This is a genomic window from Pseudomonas sp. COW5 (assembly GCF_026240005.1).
In the GTDB taxonomy this organism is placed as follows: domain Bacteria; phylum Pseudomonadota; class Gammaproteobacteria; order Pseudomonadales; family Pseudomonadaceae; genus Aquipseudomonas; species Aquipseudomonas kribbensis.
Genome location: NZ_JAPHVP010000001.1, coordinates 3,738,088 through 3,753,798, shown reverse-complemented (window position 1 = coordinate 3,753,798; position 15,711 = coordinate 3,738,088). Strand labels below are relative to the sequence as shown.

Annotated in this window: 6 protein-coding genes; all 6 read left to right on the top strand. The window is 60.1% G+C overall.

Annotation, left to right across the window (positions count from 1 at the left end; all coding sequences use genetic code 11):
• Positions 1-475 precede the first annotated feature (475 nt).
• The 6 genes from OQ248_RS17130 to OQ248_RS17105 all read left to right on the top strand — a co-directional run bounded on the left by OQ248_RS17130 (position 476) and on the right by OQ248_RS17105 (position 15,400).
• On the top strand, positions 476-1,999 hold the full coding sequence (locus tag OQ248_RS17130) for a fumarate hydratase (RefSeq protein WP_007960181.1): 1,524 nt from the start codon (positions 476-478) through the stop codon (positions 1,997-1,999).
• Positions 2,000-2,151: 152 nt separating this feature from the next.
• A complete protein-coding gene (locus OQ248_RS17125) occupies positions 2,152-6,612 on the top strand; it encodes a SpvB/TcaC N-terminal domain-containing protein (RefSeq protein WP_265813402.1) in 4,461 nt (1,486 codons plus the stop codon).
• Complete coding sequence (locus OQ248_RS17120) at positions 6,609-9,389, top strand: RHS repeat-associated core domain-containing protein (RefSeq protein WP_265813401.1); 2,781 nt, start codon at positions 6,609-6,611, stop codon at positions 9,387-9,389. Before OQ248_RS17125 ends, OQ248_RS17120 begins: the two co-directional genes overlap by 4 nt.
• Positions 9,390-9,404: 15 nt before the next feature.
• Positions 9,405-12,254, top strand: coding sequence for an RHS repeat-associated core domain-containing protein (locus OQ248_RS17115; protein WP_265813400.1), 2,850 nt, complete (start codon positions 9,405-9,407; stop codon positions 12,252-12,254).
• A gap of 57 nt (positions 12,255-12,311) precedes the next feature.
• Positions 12,312-14,072 (top strand): ATP-binding protein, encoded by a 1,761-nt coding sequence (locus OQ248_RS17110; protein ID WP_265813399.1) that lies wholly within the window; start codon positions 12,312-12,314, stop codon positions 14,070-14,072.
• Entirely contained in the window at positions 14,072-15,400 is a 1,329-nt protein-coding gene (locus tag OQ248_RS17105) for a sigma-54 dependent transcriptional regulator (protein ID WP_265813398.1), read from the top strand. The genes OQ248_RS17110 and OQ248_RS17105 overlap by 1 nt, the downstream gene beginning before the upstream one ends.
• Positions 15,401-15,711 lie beyond the last annotated feature (311 nt).

Below are 15,711 nucleotides of genomic sequence, written 5' to 3'. Positions count from 1 at the left end.
AGACCGGCTGCCACTTTAGTGGCCCAGTCGATAAATGACCATTGATTTTCGGGCCGGATAATTGGCGTCAAAGGCATGACCTGCGCGTACCGCCAAAAGCCCCCTCACCCTAGCCCTCTCCCGGAGGGAGAGGAGACTGACCGTGATATTTTGTCGGATTTCGGCATTCTGAAATATCGCGTCGAACACCCATTTCAAGCTCTACACAAACCAGCTCCCTCTCCCCCCGGGAGAGGGTTGGGGTGAGGGCAGCGGTCTGAAAGTGCAAACGATGACTCCAGTTATTCCCTGAACCATGCGACCAACGAATGACTACCGGCGCGTGTCACCACCAAGGAGGCGCGGTATACTGCCGCGCCTTTTTAGCGTCGCGCCAGCAGCCCCGGCGTGCCTTGAAAGGTGTCTGCGACCGACCGATGCACCCAAGCCGCAGGCACCTTATTGAATGTTCCCGTCTTTTAGAGGAGCGCGACTCATGACCGTGATCAAGCAAGACGACCTGATTCAGAGCGTTGCCGACGCCCTGCAATTCATTTCCTACTACCACCCCGTGGACTTCATCCAGGCGATGCACGAAGCCTACCTGCGCGAAGAATCGCCAGCGGCCCGTGACTCGATGGCGCAGATCCTGATCAACTCGCGCATGTGCGCCACCGGCCACCGGCCGATCTGCCAGGACACCGGTATCGTGACCGTGTTCGTGCGTGTGGGCATGGACGTGCGTTGGGATGGCGCGACCATGAGCCTGGACGACATGATCAACGAAGGCGTGCGCCGCGCCTACAACCTGCCGGAAAACGTCCTGCGTGCTTCGATCCTCGCCGACCCGGCGGGCGCTCGCAAGAACACCAAGGACAACACCCCGGCGGTCATCCACTACTCCATCGTCCCGGGCAACACCGTGGAAGTGGACGTGGCGGCCAAGGGCGGCGGTTCCGAGAACAAGTCGAAAATGGCCATGCTCAACCCGTCCGACTCGATCGTCGACTGGGTGCTGAAGACCGTTCCGACCATGGGCGCCGGCTGGTGCCCGCCGGGCATGCTGGGCATCGGCATCGGCGGTACCGCCGAGAAAGCCGCTGTGATGGCGAAAGAAGTGTTGATGGAATCCATCGACATTCACGAGCTCAAGGCCCGTGGCCCGCAGAACCGCATCGAAGAAATGCGTCTGGAGCTGTTCGAGAAGGTCAACCAGCTGGGCATCGGCGCCCAGGGCCTCGGTGGCCTGACCACCGTGCTCGACGTGAAGATCATGGATTACCCGACCCACGCAGCCTCGCTGCCGGTGTGCATGATCCCGAACTGCGCCGCCACCCGTCACGCGCACTTCGTGCTCGACGGTTCCGGCCCGGCCTCGCTGGAAGCACCACCGCTGGACGCCTACCCGGAAATCGTCTGGGAAGCCGGCCCGTCGGCCCGTCGCGTCAACCTCGACACCCTGACCCCGGAAGACGTGCAGAGCTGGAAACCGGGCGAAACCGTCCTGCTCAACGGCAAGATGCTCACCGGTCGCGACGCGGCGCACAAGCGCATGGTCGAGATGCTGAACAAGGGCGAAACCCTGCCGGTAGACCTCAAGGGTCGCTTCATCTACTACGTCGGCCCGGTTGATCCGGTCGGTGACGAAGTGGTTGGCCCGGCTGGCCCGACCACCGCCACGCGGATGGACAAGTTCACCCGTCAGATCCTCGAGCAGACCGGCCTTTTGGGCATGATCGGCAAGTCCGAGCGCGGCCCGACCGCCATCGACGCGATCAAGGACAACAAGGCCGTTTACCTGATGGCCGTCGGCGGTGCCGCTTACCTGGTGGCGCAAGCGATCAAGAAGTCCAAGGTCCTGGCGTTCGCCGAGCTGGGCATGGAAGCGATCTACGAGTTCGAGGTCAAGGACATGCCGGTCACCGTTGCGGTGGACAGCAAAGGTGAATCGGTACACATCACCGGTCCTGCGATCTGGCAACAGAAGATCAGCGAAAGCCTGGCGGTGGAAGTGCAGTAAGCGCTTCACCTGCTTGTGAAAAACCGGGCGGTCAGCGATGACCGCCCGGTTTTTTTTCGCCTGCCGTCAGTCGGCACCTGTCAGATCTGACAGGTGTCACGGCCAACACCCTCTGTTAGCGTGGAAACTCGACGTTCACAGGTTGCGTTGCCATGGCCCTTGATGCAGATGCGCTCGTCACTCCTCCCTCCATTGCCAAGACTGCGTCCATTGCAACGAATGGGCGCAGTTGGGGGGAGATCGGTGCGACCGGGCAGCGCTCTTATACCCTGCCCCTCCCGATCCTGAATGCGCGCTCGCTCAATCCCGAGTTGCAGTTGGTCTACGACGGTAACGCGGGCAACGGCAAGTGCGGGCTCGGTTGGGATCTGCCGCTGCCCGCCATCTCGCGCAAGACCAGCAAAGGAGTGCCAAAGTACGAAGCCGCCGATGTCATGCAGGCCGACGGCACCGACCTGCGCCCCGAGCTGACGGCCCGTGGCAGGATCAAGGCCAAAAAGCGTACACGCGGTAAAGGCAGGAACGCCAAAACCTATTCCGTGGTGCTCTACATTCCGCGCCTGGAAGCGACCTTCACCCGCTACGAGCTTTGGACCCCCACCGGTGGCGGCCATGGGTTCTGGGTGGTCTTTGGTGCCGATGGCTCTCAGTATTGCTACGGCAACACCCTGGATGCCTGCATCCATGACCCGGTGGACCCAACCCTTATCGCAGTGTGGTTGCTGGTGGAAGTCAGGAACCCCGTGGGCGAAAGCATCTTTTACCAATACAAGACCGACGACAAAACCACTGACGCCCGTTTTGACTACAGTGCCCAGCGTTACCTGCGACAGGTCTGTTATTGCAACAAGACCGCCAGTGCCGATCTGTACTGTCTTGATCACGCTCAACCCGAATTACTCGACTGGCTGTTCCGACTGATCATTGACTACGGCGAACGCGTCTCCGGGTATGACGATGTTCCTCCGTATGCCGCCAACGAGGATGCCTGGGCGATCCGTACCGACCCGTTTCGTATGCATCGTTATGGTTTTGAAGTGGGCACCCGGCGCATGTGCCGGCAGTTCCTGTTGTTCAACCACACCGGCCCCACTCCGGTTCTGCTCAATCGCCTGCTGCTGGAGCACGAACCCACACAGCATCGGTACAACCACCTGAAAGCCGCGCACTACATGAGTTATGACGCTACAGGTCGCGTCAAGCACATGCCGCCCCTCGAATATTTTTATGAAACGCTGATACTCGACACTACCCCCAAACCCTTCCTGCCACTCGACCAAATGCCCGGCCTCAACGACGGCCAGCCCTACCATTGCGTCGATCTTTACGGCGAAAGCCTGCCCGGTTTTCTCTGCCAGTACGACGGGGCCTGGTACTACCGCGAGCCCTTGCGCGGCACGCCCGGTACGGACGAAATCGTCTACGGTCCCTGGACACTGCTGCCGCTGATCCCGAATGCCGACAGCAGCAAGCCCGTGGTCGTGATCCTGATCGACCTCACTGGTGACGGGCGCCTGGACTGGGTCGTCGCGCAACCCGGTGGCAGCGGGTATTACACACTCAACCCGGATGGCACCTGGTCGTTGTTCAAGTCGTTCCGCCAGTTTCCCGTGGATTTTTTCCATCAGTTGACCCAGCTGGGAGACTTGAGCGGCGATGGCCTGGATTCCATGGCCCTGATCGGCCCGAACAGCGTCCGGGTGTATGCCAACCTGAGGGAAAAAGGATTTGCTCCCGGCCAGGATGTGCCGCATACCCCGGATCGTTTACCGCTGTTCAGCGACGCCCGCACCGTGCTTGTGATGTTCGGCAACCTGCACGCCAGTGACCTCTCGGGACTGTGCCGGGTTCGTCACGACGGGATCGAAACCTGGGCCAATCTGGGCCACGGCCATTTCGGCAAACGGGTTGCGATCAGCGCGCTACCCTTCGAGTACGCACATTTCAATGCCGATCAGATTCGATTTGCCGATCTCGATGGCTCCGGTGCACCGGCATTGATCCGTCTGTGTTCCGATCACTTCGAGATCTATTGGAACCTCGGTGGCAATACCTTTGAGCAAATCCCGGACATCGTTAAATGGCCCGACGGCATCCGCTACGACAACCGCTGCCAGGTGACCCTCGCCGACCTGCAAGGCATCGGTTGCGCCAGCCTGCTGTTCACCAAACCCCACATGAAACCACAGCACTGGGTGTATCACTTCGTCAGTGAACGGCCGTACCTGCTCACCGGCTGCAACAACAACATGGGCTACGGCGCAACTCTGAAATATCGCAGCAGTGCGCAATTCTGGCTGGACGAGAAACGCATGGAACTGATGGCGCGCCGGCGTCCTGTCTGCCTTCTGCCCTTTCCCCAGATGGTGCTTCACTGGTTGCGCCAGGACGATGAAATCACCGGCAATTACCTGATGCAGTTCCACGAATATTTCGAGGGTTACTACGACGGTTACGAACGTGAGTTTCGCGGCTTCGGCAGAGTCTGCCAGACCGACGGTGAACTGGAGCCGGGCAAGGCTGAAAGTGGCCACACGGCGCCGATGCGCGTGACGCACTGGTTTCATACCGGTAGCAGCATCGATCCTGCCTTGAAAGGCACCTGCAAACTCGACGACGAGATAACGCCGCTGGGGCCTACGGTCATTTCAACGTTCGATGCCAAGGGCCGAAAGGAGCGAATTCGCAAACAGCGCAAGGCCGACGACAATCGCGAAATCGCCTACGCCTTTGTTGGTCGCCTGCTTCGCACCGAGGTCTGCCAGGCGGACGACCCCGCCCCGGCACGCCTGTTCTCCCTGAGCGAATCGCGCTACCTGGTTCGAGTGGTCAAAGAAAATCCGTCCAGTCTGTTGGTGCTGGAGCTGGAAACCCGCAGCCACCAATACGAACGCTTCATGGACGACCCGAACTGTCAGCACGGGGTCAATCTGGCGTGGGACGAATACGGCCATTTGACTCACGGTTTCACGGTCGCCTGTGCTCGCCGCCGCACCGATACGGACAAACCGCCCTTTGATCGAGAGGATCAACTGCGAGCATGGGTGGACAGCCACGATGAACAACAGCGGTCCTTCTATCTGACAGAAACCCTTGCCGGATTCAATCACCTGACCACCGACGGTCACTGGCTGCTCGGCTTGCCCTGGCGCCAGCGCAGCAACGCAATGAAGCTGCCCAAGGGTGCGCCGCCGGGCGGGCTGAGAGCGGCGGACATCAGTTTCGAAAATTTCGACCGGTATAAAGACAGTGCCGAATGGACAGCCGCGCGGGAGCTGACCTCGCTCTCGCAGCACACGTATCTGGAGTCCGCCGGCAAAATTATCTACCCGCCGTTGACCGGGCCGACCGAGCAGGCCGTGTTCGACAAAAAGGCCCTTGAGGCCTACGACGACGTCCCGATAGTCATTCGGGACGAGCTGAGAAAAATCGGCTACAGCCCCATGAAGCTGTTCTTCCCGGAAGATCCAGCACAGGATCTGTTGCTAAATCTGTGGTCAGCTCTGAGCGGCTTTTTCACCTACGCCGATGCCAGCGGTTTTTACCACGTCACCGAAGTGCAGCAGACCGCCAGCCATGGCGTGACGCTCATCACCTGGGACGCAGACCATCTGCTGACCATTGCCATCACCCTGCCGGATGGCTGCGTGACATCGGTGACATACGACATGCACACCCTGCAGCCGCTCAAAGTCACCGATCCCAACGAGAACATTCAGGAAGTTCTTTATGACGCAGGCGGCCAGCCCATGGTGCTCAGTTTTCATGGCACGGAAGAAGGATTGCCAGCCGGATTCGCGCCTTTGTCCGCCTACCCGCCGCAGTCTGATCTGAGCGTCGAATACGCCCTTGCCAATCCGCAGCTCGTTCTCGCCCACGCAGCCAGTGCAGTGCGCACCGAGCTGTTCAGCTGGATGCCGTTGCTCCCGCTCAAGACATTGCCGCTCAAAAGAAAGGAATGGATCGCCAAAGGCCTGATCCTTCCTGATGGTCGCATCCGTGCCTCAGCCTTGGGCTGGTTGAACCAACGCAAAAAACGTACGGCCAGCGAACAGACCCTGCTGAAGATCATCCATACAGCCCTGAGGCAACCAGTGCATAGCCTCAGAATGGTCGCAGACCGCTACCACACCGACTCGCTGCAACAGATTCAGAGAACGATCAGCTACGTCGACGGCTTCGGCCGCGACTTGCAAAACAAACAGCTCGTCCCGCAAGGCAAGGCGTTCCAGGCCACACTTGAAGACAAGCTTGTCATTGACGCAAATGGCGATCCTGTCGAGGCACAAGCAGATCCGCGCTGGCGGGTTCAGAGGCGTGTGGAATACAACCACAAAGGCGAAACCATCCGGGTCTACCGCCCCTATTTCCTCAACACCCATCGCTGCATCAATGACAGCGCCATGCGCGCGCACGCCTACCACGACCGGATGTTCTACGACGCCTTGGGGCGGCCGATCCAGACCATCAATGCCCTTGACCATCTGGCGTTCATGATTCTGCATCCATGGTTCACGCTCAGCTACGACTACAACGACACGGAAGAGCCAACACCGGTCACACCCGCAAAAAAACCGATACCTGCAAAATCCGCAAAACGGATCAAATCATGAACGCCAGCGTGCACCATCTCACACCGACTCTGTCGGTAATCGGCCCGCGCGGCGAAGCCGTCAGACAAGTCGAGTACCTGCGCACGGTGGCCGGGGAAGCCGTGCGAGCGCTGATCAATCGACTGCAATATGACGTTGCCGGTCATCTTGTTGCACAGCGGGATCCGCGTCTGCCCACACCCAATACAACAACGGTATTCCGGTTGGACGGCCTGGCGCTCAAGACTCACAACGTTGACAGTGGCGAAAACACGGTTCTGCCTGGACCCGGCGGCGAGTTTTTGCAGAATTGGGATGCAAACGGCAATCACCGGGAGATGACCTACGACCCGCAACTGCGTTTGCGGGCCGTTGCAGAAAACGGTTCATCGAACTTCGAAACCTTCAGCCATGAAACCGCATCGGCCGACCCGACGCACAACCGGCGCGGGCAAATGACAGCGCTGAGCGATCCTTCAGGCACGGTGCAAATCAACAGCTTCGCCATGAACGGCCAGGCACTGGAAGAAACCCGCACCTTCAAGGACGGCAAGACCTGCACCAGCCGCCAACGTTTCAGCGCCGTGGGTGCCCTGTTGCAAACCATCGATGCCGGCGGGCATGTGCAACAATCGAACTACGACGTCGCCGGGCAACTTGTCCGGATGCAACTGCAACTCAGCGGGCAATCCTTCCAGGACATTTTGAATGGCGCGGATTACAACGCCGCCGGCCAGATCACCGAACAACAGCTCGGCAATGGTGTGACCAGTCACTGGCACTACCGATCCGCCGACGGGCGCCTGCTGCGGCAGTACGCGCAAAAGGCTTCAGGGCCGGCGATTCAGGATTTCGAATATGAATATGACTTGGTGGGTAACACCCTCCGCATTGTCGACCACACCTACACACCGACGTTTTTCCGCAACCAGCGGGTCGACGGTGAACGCACATTTGGATATGACTCGGTGTACCGCCTGACCCGCGCCACCGGTTACAGCGACGCCCCGCCCACGGACAACCCCGGGCGGCCGCAACCCACCGATCCCGATGACCGACGCAACTATGTCGAATCTTTCGAATACGACGACGGCAACAGCCTGAAAAAACTGACCCACGTTCGCGACGGCAACACCTACACCCGCGAGATGTTCATCGATCCTGCCAGCAATCGCGGTGTGCGCTGGAAACCAGGTGACCCGGCGCCTGACTTCAACGCCCTGTTCGACCACGCCGGCAATCTTTTGGCCCTGCAACCCGGCCAGCCAATGGACTGGAACAGCCGCAATCAGCTGGCATCGCTGATTCTCGTGGAACACGCCAGCGGCCCGCCCGATCAGGAGCTGTATCACTATAGCCAGGGTGCAAGGGTCTATAAACGCCACGAAACCCACACTCGCAAAGTCAGCCACGTCGAAGAAGTGCACTACGTGGGCAACCTGGAAATCCGTACCAAAAGCAGCGGTGAAGAAATGCACCGGATCACCGTCGCCACCGGTGTCGGCGAGGTGACGTGTCTGCACTGGGTCGCCGGCAAACCACCCGGTGTCGATGCAGATCGGGTGTGTTATTGCCTCACCGACCATTTGGGATCAAGCGTGACAGAGACTGATCAACTGGCGCTGGTGATCAGCCGCGAAAGCTACTACGCCTTCGGCGCTACCTCGTCGATGGCCGCCCGCTCGCAGATCGAAGCGGACTACAAGTTCACCCGCTATTCGGGCAAGGAAATGGATGTCACCGGGATTTATTACTACGGCACGCGGTATTACGCACCGTGGCTGTGTCGCTGGGTGAGCGCCGACCCGGCCGGCGCTGTGGACGGGCTGAACCTTTACGCCTTTGTATCCAACAACCCGCTTCGTTATGTCGATCCTTCGGGAGGTGCGCAGGAGGAAAGCGTCATCATGCTGTACTCGGGTTTTGTGTCGATACTGGAAGGCGTTGCCGGGCAGACATTGGTGCAGATCGACAACATCATCCACCAGAAAAACATCAAGAGAAGCCTGCTGGCCAATGCTGTAGGCGAAGTGGCCACTGGGGTATTCGGCTACGAAGCCGGGAACATCGGCGGAGAGCAGGTCGGGCAGTTCATCCCGGATGTCCGGCATATCGCCTCTCACAGCAGAGTGCACCGCTTGCCCTTCATCGAGGCGGCGACGGGTGGCAACGTCGGCGGAGACATCGCGGGTGGTGTGGCCGCTCCGGTCACAGGTATGGGGCTGATCGGCGCACTCATACCGCAGACTTCAACCATCTCCGTGTCCGCGATCGATAAAGCAATGGGCATCCCGGAAGTCGCCAATGATGCCCACGGCAACTGGCGGAGCATCAAGGATGAACTGATCCACCCGGTACTCAACTCGGTGCTCAATCCTGAATTTGTGATGGGGCGTCTGGTTGGAGCATGGATATCGATCCTTGGCGGCACGTTCAATTTATTTGCCCGCGCCGTTGAAGCCGAAGACATCAAGAACCGCCTCGATCCCGTCAAGGTCGGCAAGATCGAAACGATGCTCAGTGAATGGAAAGAGGCCGTAGAACAACGCTCCGCCTGGGCCGAGGCGGCTTTTGACGCATTGGGTACGGACGTCATCCATCCGGTTGACCACATTCCCAACATCACCCACATGACGTCCCCTGAAACGCTCGAGCCGATCACCCGCTCAGGCCTGCGACAAAAGACCGGAAAGACGCTGGACTATATCAACCGAATGCAAAAAGGCATGGCCTGGTACAGGGAAATGGGCACCACCGACAATCAGTTCCTGATGCGGCGACGCAGCGCGCGTCCCTGAACAAGGAGCATCCCCATGAGTCAGTCCGTTTACTGGCATACGCCCAGCATGCAGGTTCAGGACCCGCGCACGCTCGGGATACGGCAGGTCGAATACCTGCGCAAGATGGCGGGTGAGGAGGTTCAGTCGCTCACTACCTGCTACTACCATGATGTGGCCGGACGACCAGTGGCTCAACGCGATCCACGTCTGCCCACTCCGAATACCGTCACGCTTTTCGCACTCAATGGTCAGGCGCTCAGGACGGTCAGCGTCGATGCCGGCATGTCCATCATCCTGCCCGGTCTGGCCGGATTACCCGAACAATCCTGGGACGCGAACGGGGATCATCGGGTCATGACCTACGATGACCAATTGCGCCCGTTGACCATTGAAGAAAACGGCATTCCAGACGTCGAAACGATGACATACGCCAACTCCGCACATGACGCTGGCCATAACCTGCGCGGGCAGTTGATCAAACTGGATGACCCGTCCGGCACCATCGAATTTCACAGCGTCGGGTTGACGGGAAACGGATTGCACGAAACCCGCACTTTTCGCGATGACAAATCCTTTGCCAGTCATCGCAGCTTCAGTCCTCTGGGCACGGTACTGAGTCAGACCGATGCCGGGGGCCATCAGCAACTGTCGACATACGACGTGGCCGGTCAACTCAGTCGGGTGCAGCTGCAACTGAACGGAGTAACCACCTGGCAAACGGTGTTGCAGGATGCCCGGTATAACGCCGCCGGACAGATCATCGAGCAACGGGCCGGCAACGGTGTCATCAGCCACTGGCACTATCGGGCCACCGACGGGCGCCTGGATCGTCACAGTGTACAGAAGGATTCGGGACCGGTGCTTCAGGACTTCGAGTACGAATACGACCGGACGGGCAACATCTCCCGCATTCTCGATCACGCCTACACCCCGACGTTTTTTCGCAACCAGCGGGTTGATGGTCACCGCGAGTTTCGTTACGACACGTTGTACAGGTTGATCCACGCCACCGGCTACACCGACGCCCCGCCCTCGGACAACCTCGGAAGGCCGCAGCCGAGCGATCCCGCCGACCGACGCAATTACATCGAGCACTACGAATACGACAACGGCGACAACCTCGTCAAAACCGTCCACATCCGCGATGGTGCCAACCACACCGCCGAGATGTTGATCGATCCGTCGAGCAATCGCGGCGTACGCTGGAAACAGGGTGATCCACCTCCGGACTTCACAAAACTGTTCGACCCCGTCGGCAACCTGCAAGCCCTGCAACCCGGCGTGCCGATGCAATGGAACAATCGTGGCGAGCTGGACAGGGTAATCCTCGTCGACCGCGACGGCAGCAGCGCCAACGATGAAGAGTATTACCACTACAGCCAGGGCGAGCGGGTATACAAACGTCACGACACTCACACTATAAAAGCCAGCCACTTCCATGAAGTGCGCTATTTGCCAGGGCTGGAGATTCGTACCCGAGACAACGGCGAAGAGTTACACCTGATCAACCTGTCGCTAGCCAGTGGCAACGTGGTCTGCTTGCACTGGGTGGCCGGCAAACCGGCGGGCATCGAGGCCGATCAGTTGCGCTATACCCAGAGCGATCATCTGGGGTCGGTCTCGCTGGAACTGGACCAACAGGCACGTATGATCAGCCATGAAGGCTATCTGCCGTTCGGCACCACCGCATGGATGGTGGCGCGCACGGTGATCGAAGTGGATTACCGCTTCATCCGATGTTCGGGCAAGGAAATGGATGTCACCCGCTTGTATTACTACGGCGCGCGTTATTACGCCGACTGGTTGGGGCGCTGGATCAGTACCGATCCGGCGGGCATTGTGGATGGTTTGAACCTGTACGCCTTCGTGGGGAATAACCCGATTACTTTCATCGACGATGACGGACGGGAGCTGTGGGACTTCATGGACAGCTTTCTGGAGACTGGGCAGCAACGTTCCACAAGACAATCCCGAAGCGCAGCTGATCAACAGCAATACAAGGCCGATATGGCGCTATCCAGAGCGGTGGGCCGGCATACAAAAATTCTGGATCTCACGACACGACGTGCGCGAGAAGCCGAGACACAAATCAATAATCACCAGTCTGCTTTGGCACACGGACAGTCCGCTGCATTGAGGATTGGCGCACACGTTGCAGCGCAAGCCATCTCTTATGGAGCGGGTATCGGCATCGGAGCGACAGCGGCGGCGTTGGGTAGTGTCGCGGGCCCCCCCGGTATCGCCGTTGGCGCGACCCTCGGGGTCGTGACGAAAAAGGCAGTGAGCATGGGGCTGGATTTTGCATTGGAGCGTACGAGCCTCAGCGCATCGGTCAAATTCAAGTCCGGGAAGCTGGATCCGAACAGGATCATCAATAAAGGTGACTACAAGGCCATGAACTATGGTTCGTACGCGTACAACAAGTTCAAAGGCATCGGGCTAGGTGTCGTGCAAATGAACAGAAAGGGCTGGCTGAAGGGCGGCAAGGAGGCTCTGAATGTCGGTGCGAGTATTGGCATGAAGGCCGCCAATACACCGTTCTCGAGCGAAATCGGTGCGGCGTTGAGTACAGTGACCGGCACCTTTGAAATACTTCATGAGATCGCAGGAGCAGGTCTGGAACTGACCGACGAAAAGCTGACCCGCGCCGATCAACACATCTCCGGAATGATCGAAATCCTGAATGAAGCCGTGGGCGTGCTGGACAGCCTATTCGAAGCCGCCGGGCGCGACGCTATCCACACCTACAGACCGCTCGGCAAAATTTTCGGCAACGCTGCCGGTGATACACGTGAATCAGTGATCACTGCAACGAATGCAACCATCAGACAATTGAGGCAGACCCAATCTGTGATCAGACGTGCACGCCAGGGTGGCACCTAGCGAGAAGTCCGCCTGTGCATGCTATCGTGCTCGCCCCATTCTGCGCCTGATACGTCCATGCCCGCGACCTCACGCCTTGTGCGCTTGACGCTGTACACCCTGCTGATCCTCGCCGGCGCCGCCCTCGCCGCGACGCTTGCGATCCGCCACGCCGAGCGCCAGGCGCTGGTGGAGGACGCTGCCCGGGCCAACCAGCAACTGGCGCTGTACGCCAATTCGCTGCACACCCTGATCGACCGCTACCGCGCCCTGCCCGCCGTGCTGGCACTGGACCCGCAATTGCGTGCGGCGCTGGCGGGGCCGGTGGATGCCGAACAGCAAGCGGCGCTGAACCTGAAGCTGGAAAAGATCAACGGCGCCGCACAATCCTCGACCCTTGAACTGCTCGACCACACAGGCCTGGCGGTGGCTGCCAGCAACTGGCGTCTGCCCAGCAGTTACGTTGGCCACAACTACGGCTTTCGCCCCTATTTCAGCCAGACCCGTACCCAGGGCACCGGGCGTTTCTACGCGGTCGGCGTGACCAGCGGGATTCCCGGGTATTTCCTGTCCAGCGCTGTATTGGGCGACAACGGCGAGTTCCTCGGGGCGATGGTGGTCAAACTGGAATTCCCGGAGCTTGAGCGCGAATGGAGCCATGGCAACGACACCCTGCTGGTCAGCGATGCCCGGGGCATCGTCTTCATCGCCAACCAGCCCGAATGGCGCTATCGCTTGCTGCACCCGCTGACCCCGGCCGATTACCGGGAGATCAAGGCCACCCGCCAATACGACAAGCAGTCGCTGGTGCCGCTGACTCATCTGTCCCTGCGCCGCTTTGATGACAATAGCGATCTGCGCCGTGTCGAGGCTCCGCAAGGCACGGCGGACTACCTGTGGGAATCCCTGCCGCTGACCGCCGAAGGCTGGACCCTGCACCTGCTGCGTCGCCCACAACTGTCCTTCGAAGACCAGCGCAATGCCGGGCTCGCCGCAGCGGGGGTGTGGCTGGCGCTGGTGTTCCTGCTGTTGTTCCTCAACCAGCGCTGGCGTCTAGCGAAGATGCGCCAACGCAGCCGCGAAGAACTTGAGCAACAGGTCGAGGAACGCACCCGGGATTTACGCACGGCGCAGGATGGTCTGGTGCAGTCGGCGAAACTGGCGGCACTGGGGCAGATGTCCGCCGCGCTGGCCCACGAAATCAATCAGCCGCTGACCGCCCAGCGCATGCAGCTTGCAACGCTGAGGCTGCTGCTCGATCACGGCCGGGTGGATGACGCCTACAAGGCGCTCAAACCGGTGGATGAGATGCTCACGCGCATGGCGGCCCTCACCGGTCATTTGAAAACCTTCGCCCGCAAGAGCCCCAGCGGTTTGCGCGAACGGCTGGATCTGGCGACAGTGGTCGATCAGGCCCTGCAATTGCTCGACGCAAGGATGCGCGACGAACAGGTCAGTCTGGTGCTGCACCTGACCCGCCCGGCCTGGGTGCGCGGCGATGCAATCCGCCTCGAACAGGTGCTGATCAACCTGCTGCGCAATGCCCTCGATGCGATGCAGGGCAAACCTTGCAAGCGTCTGGAAATCCGTCTGGAAGCCGACGAACAACTGTGGCGCCTGAGCGTCATCGACAATGGCGGCGGCATCGCCGAAGAACATCTGGGTCAGGTGTTCGATCCGTTCTTCACCACCAAACCGGTGGGTGACGGCCTCGGCCTGGGGCTGGCGGTGTCGTTTGCCATCGTCCACGAATCCGGCGGGCGCCTGAGCGCCGAGAACGGCGACAACGGCGCGGTGTTCAGCCTGACCCTGCCAATCGATCTGGAGGCGCACCTCTGATGCTCAACCGCGTGATGGTGGTCGATGACGAAAGCAGTATTCGCAGTGCCGTCGAACAATGGCTGAGCCTGTCCGGGTTCGAGGTGCAGCTGTTCAGCCGCGCCGAGGAATGCCTGGCAGCGCTGCCCGCGCATTTTGCCGGAGTGATTGTCAGCGATGTGCGCATGCCCGGTCTCAGTGGTCTTGAACTGCTGGCCGAAGTGCAACGCCGGGATGCCGACCTGCCGGTGATTCTGCTCACCGGCCACGGCGATGTGCCGATGGCGGTCGAAGCGATGCGCGACGGCGCCTATGATTTTCTGGAAAAACCCTTCAGCCCCGAGACCCTGCTCGGCAGCCTGCGCCGGGCGCTGGACAAGCGTCGGCTGGTGCTGGAAAACCGCGCCCTGCACGAGCAGGCCGACAATCGCGCGAAACTCGATGCCACGCTGCTCGGTGTATCCCGTGGCTTGCAGACCCTGCGCCGGCAGGTGCTGGATCTGGCGACGCTGCCGGTCAACGTGCTGATCCGTGGTGAAACCGGCAGTGGCAAGGAACTGGTCGCCCGCTGCCTGCACGACTTCGGCCCGCGCGCCGACAAACCCTTCGTGGCGCTGAACTGCGCGGCGATCCCCGAGCAATTGTTTGAAGCCGAGTTGTTCGGACATGAAAGCGGCGCGTTCACCGGAGCCTCCGGCAAGCGCATCGGCAAACTGGAATACGCCGATGGCGGCACGCTGTTCCTCGATGAAATCGAAAGCATGCCGCTGGCCCAGCAGGTGAAACTGCTGCGGGTGTTGCAGGAACAGAAACTGGAGCGGCTGGGGTCGAACCAGAGCATTCGCGTGGACTTGCGCATCGTCGCGGCGACCAAACCCGATTTGCTGGACGAAGCCCGGGCCGGGCGTTTTCGCGAGGACCTGGCGTATCGCCTGAACGTCGCCGAACTGCGCCTGCCGCCGTTGCGGGATCGTCGGGAAGACATCCCGTTGTTGTTCGAATCCTTCGCCCAAAGCGCCGCCCAGCGATTGGGCCGGACTTTTCCGCCGCTCAGTGGTGCGCAATTGAGCCACCTGCTGAGTCATGACTGGCCGGGTAATGTGCGGGAACTGGCGAACGTTGCCGAGCGGCAGGTTCTGGGGCTGGATGAGCCTGTGCAGGGCATCGATCCCGGCCAGTCGCTGGCGGCGCAGCAGGAGGCATTTGAGGCGCAGTGTCTGCGGGCCGCGCTGACCCGGCACAAGGGCGATGTGAAAGCCGTACTGGAGGAGCTGCAACTGCCGCGGCGCACGTTTAATGAAAAGATGCAGCGGCATGGGTTGAGTCGGGAGATGTTTTTGGCTGAGTGAGTTCGGCTGCAGAATTTTGGTGTGGCTGAAATCCATCCCCCTCACCCCAGCCCTCTCCCCCAAAGGGGGCGAGGGGGAAGGGAGCTGATCTTCATGCTTTTCTAAATCTGCGTTCGACTCAATATTTCAGGTCGATATACCTCCAAAGTACAACTCGGTCAGTCCCCTCTCCCCCGCCCCCACCCCCCCCCCCTGGGGGGGCGGGGGAGCGGGGACTGACCGAGTTGTACTTTGGAGGTATATCGACCTGAAATATTGAGTCGAACGCAGATTTAGAAAAGCATGAAGATCAGCTCCCTTCCCCCTCGCCC

What these genes read in the sequence shown, in the direction of transcription:
- OQ248_RS17130 (WP_007960181.1), top strand. Translation starts at nt 476, where the DNA reads ATGACCGTGATCAAGCAAGACGACCTGATTCAGAGCGTTGCCGACGCC.
- OQ248_RS17110 (WP_265813399.1), top strand. Translation starts at nt 12,312, where the DNA reads ATGCCCGCGACCTCACGCCTTGTGCGCTTGACGCTGTACACCCTGCTG.
- OQ248_RS17125 (WP_265813402.1), top strand. Translation starts at nt 2,152, where the DNA reads ATGGCCCTTGATGCAGATGCGCTCGTCACTCCTCCCTCCATTGCCAAG.
- OQ248_RS17105 (WP_265813398.1), top strand. Translation starts at nt 14,072, where the DNA reads ATGCTCAACCGCGTGATGGTGGTCGATGACGAAAGCAGTATTCGCAGT.
- OQ248_RS17120 (WP_265813401.1), top strand. Translation starts at nt 6,609, where the DNA reads ATGAACGCCAGCGTGCACCATCTCACACCGACTCTGTCGGTAATCGGC.
- OQ248_RS17115 (WP_265813400.1), top strand. Translation starts at nt 9,405, where the DNA reads ATGAGTCAGTCCGTTTACTGGCATACGCCCAGCATGCAGGTTCAGGAC.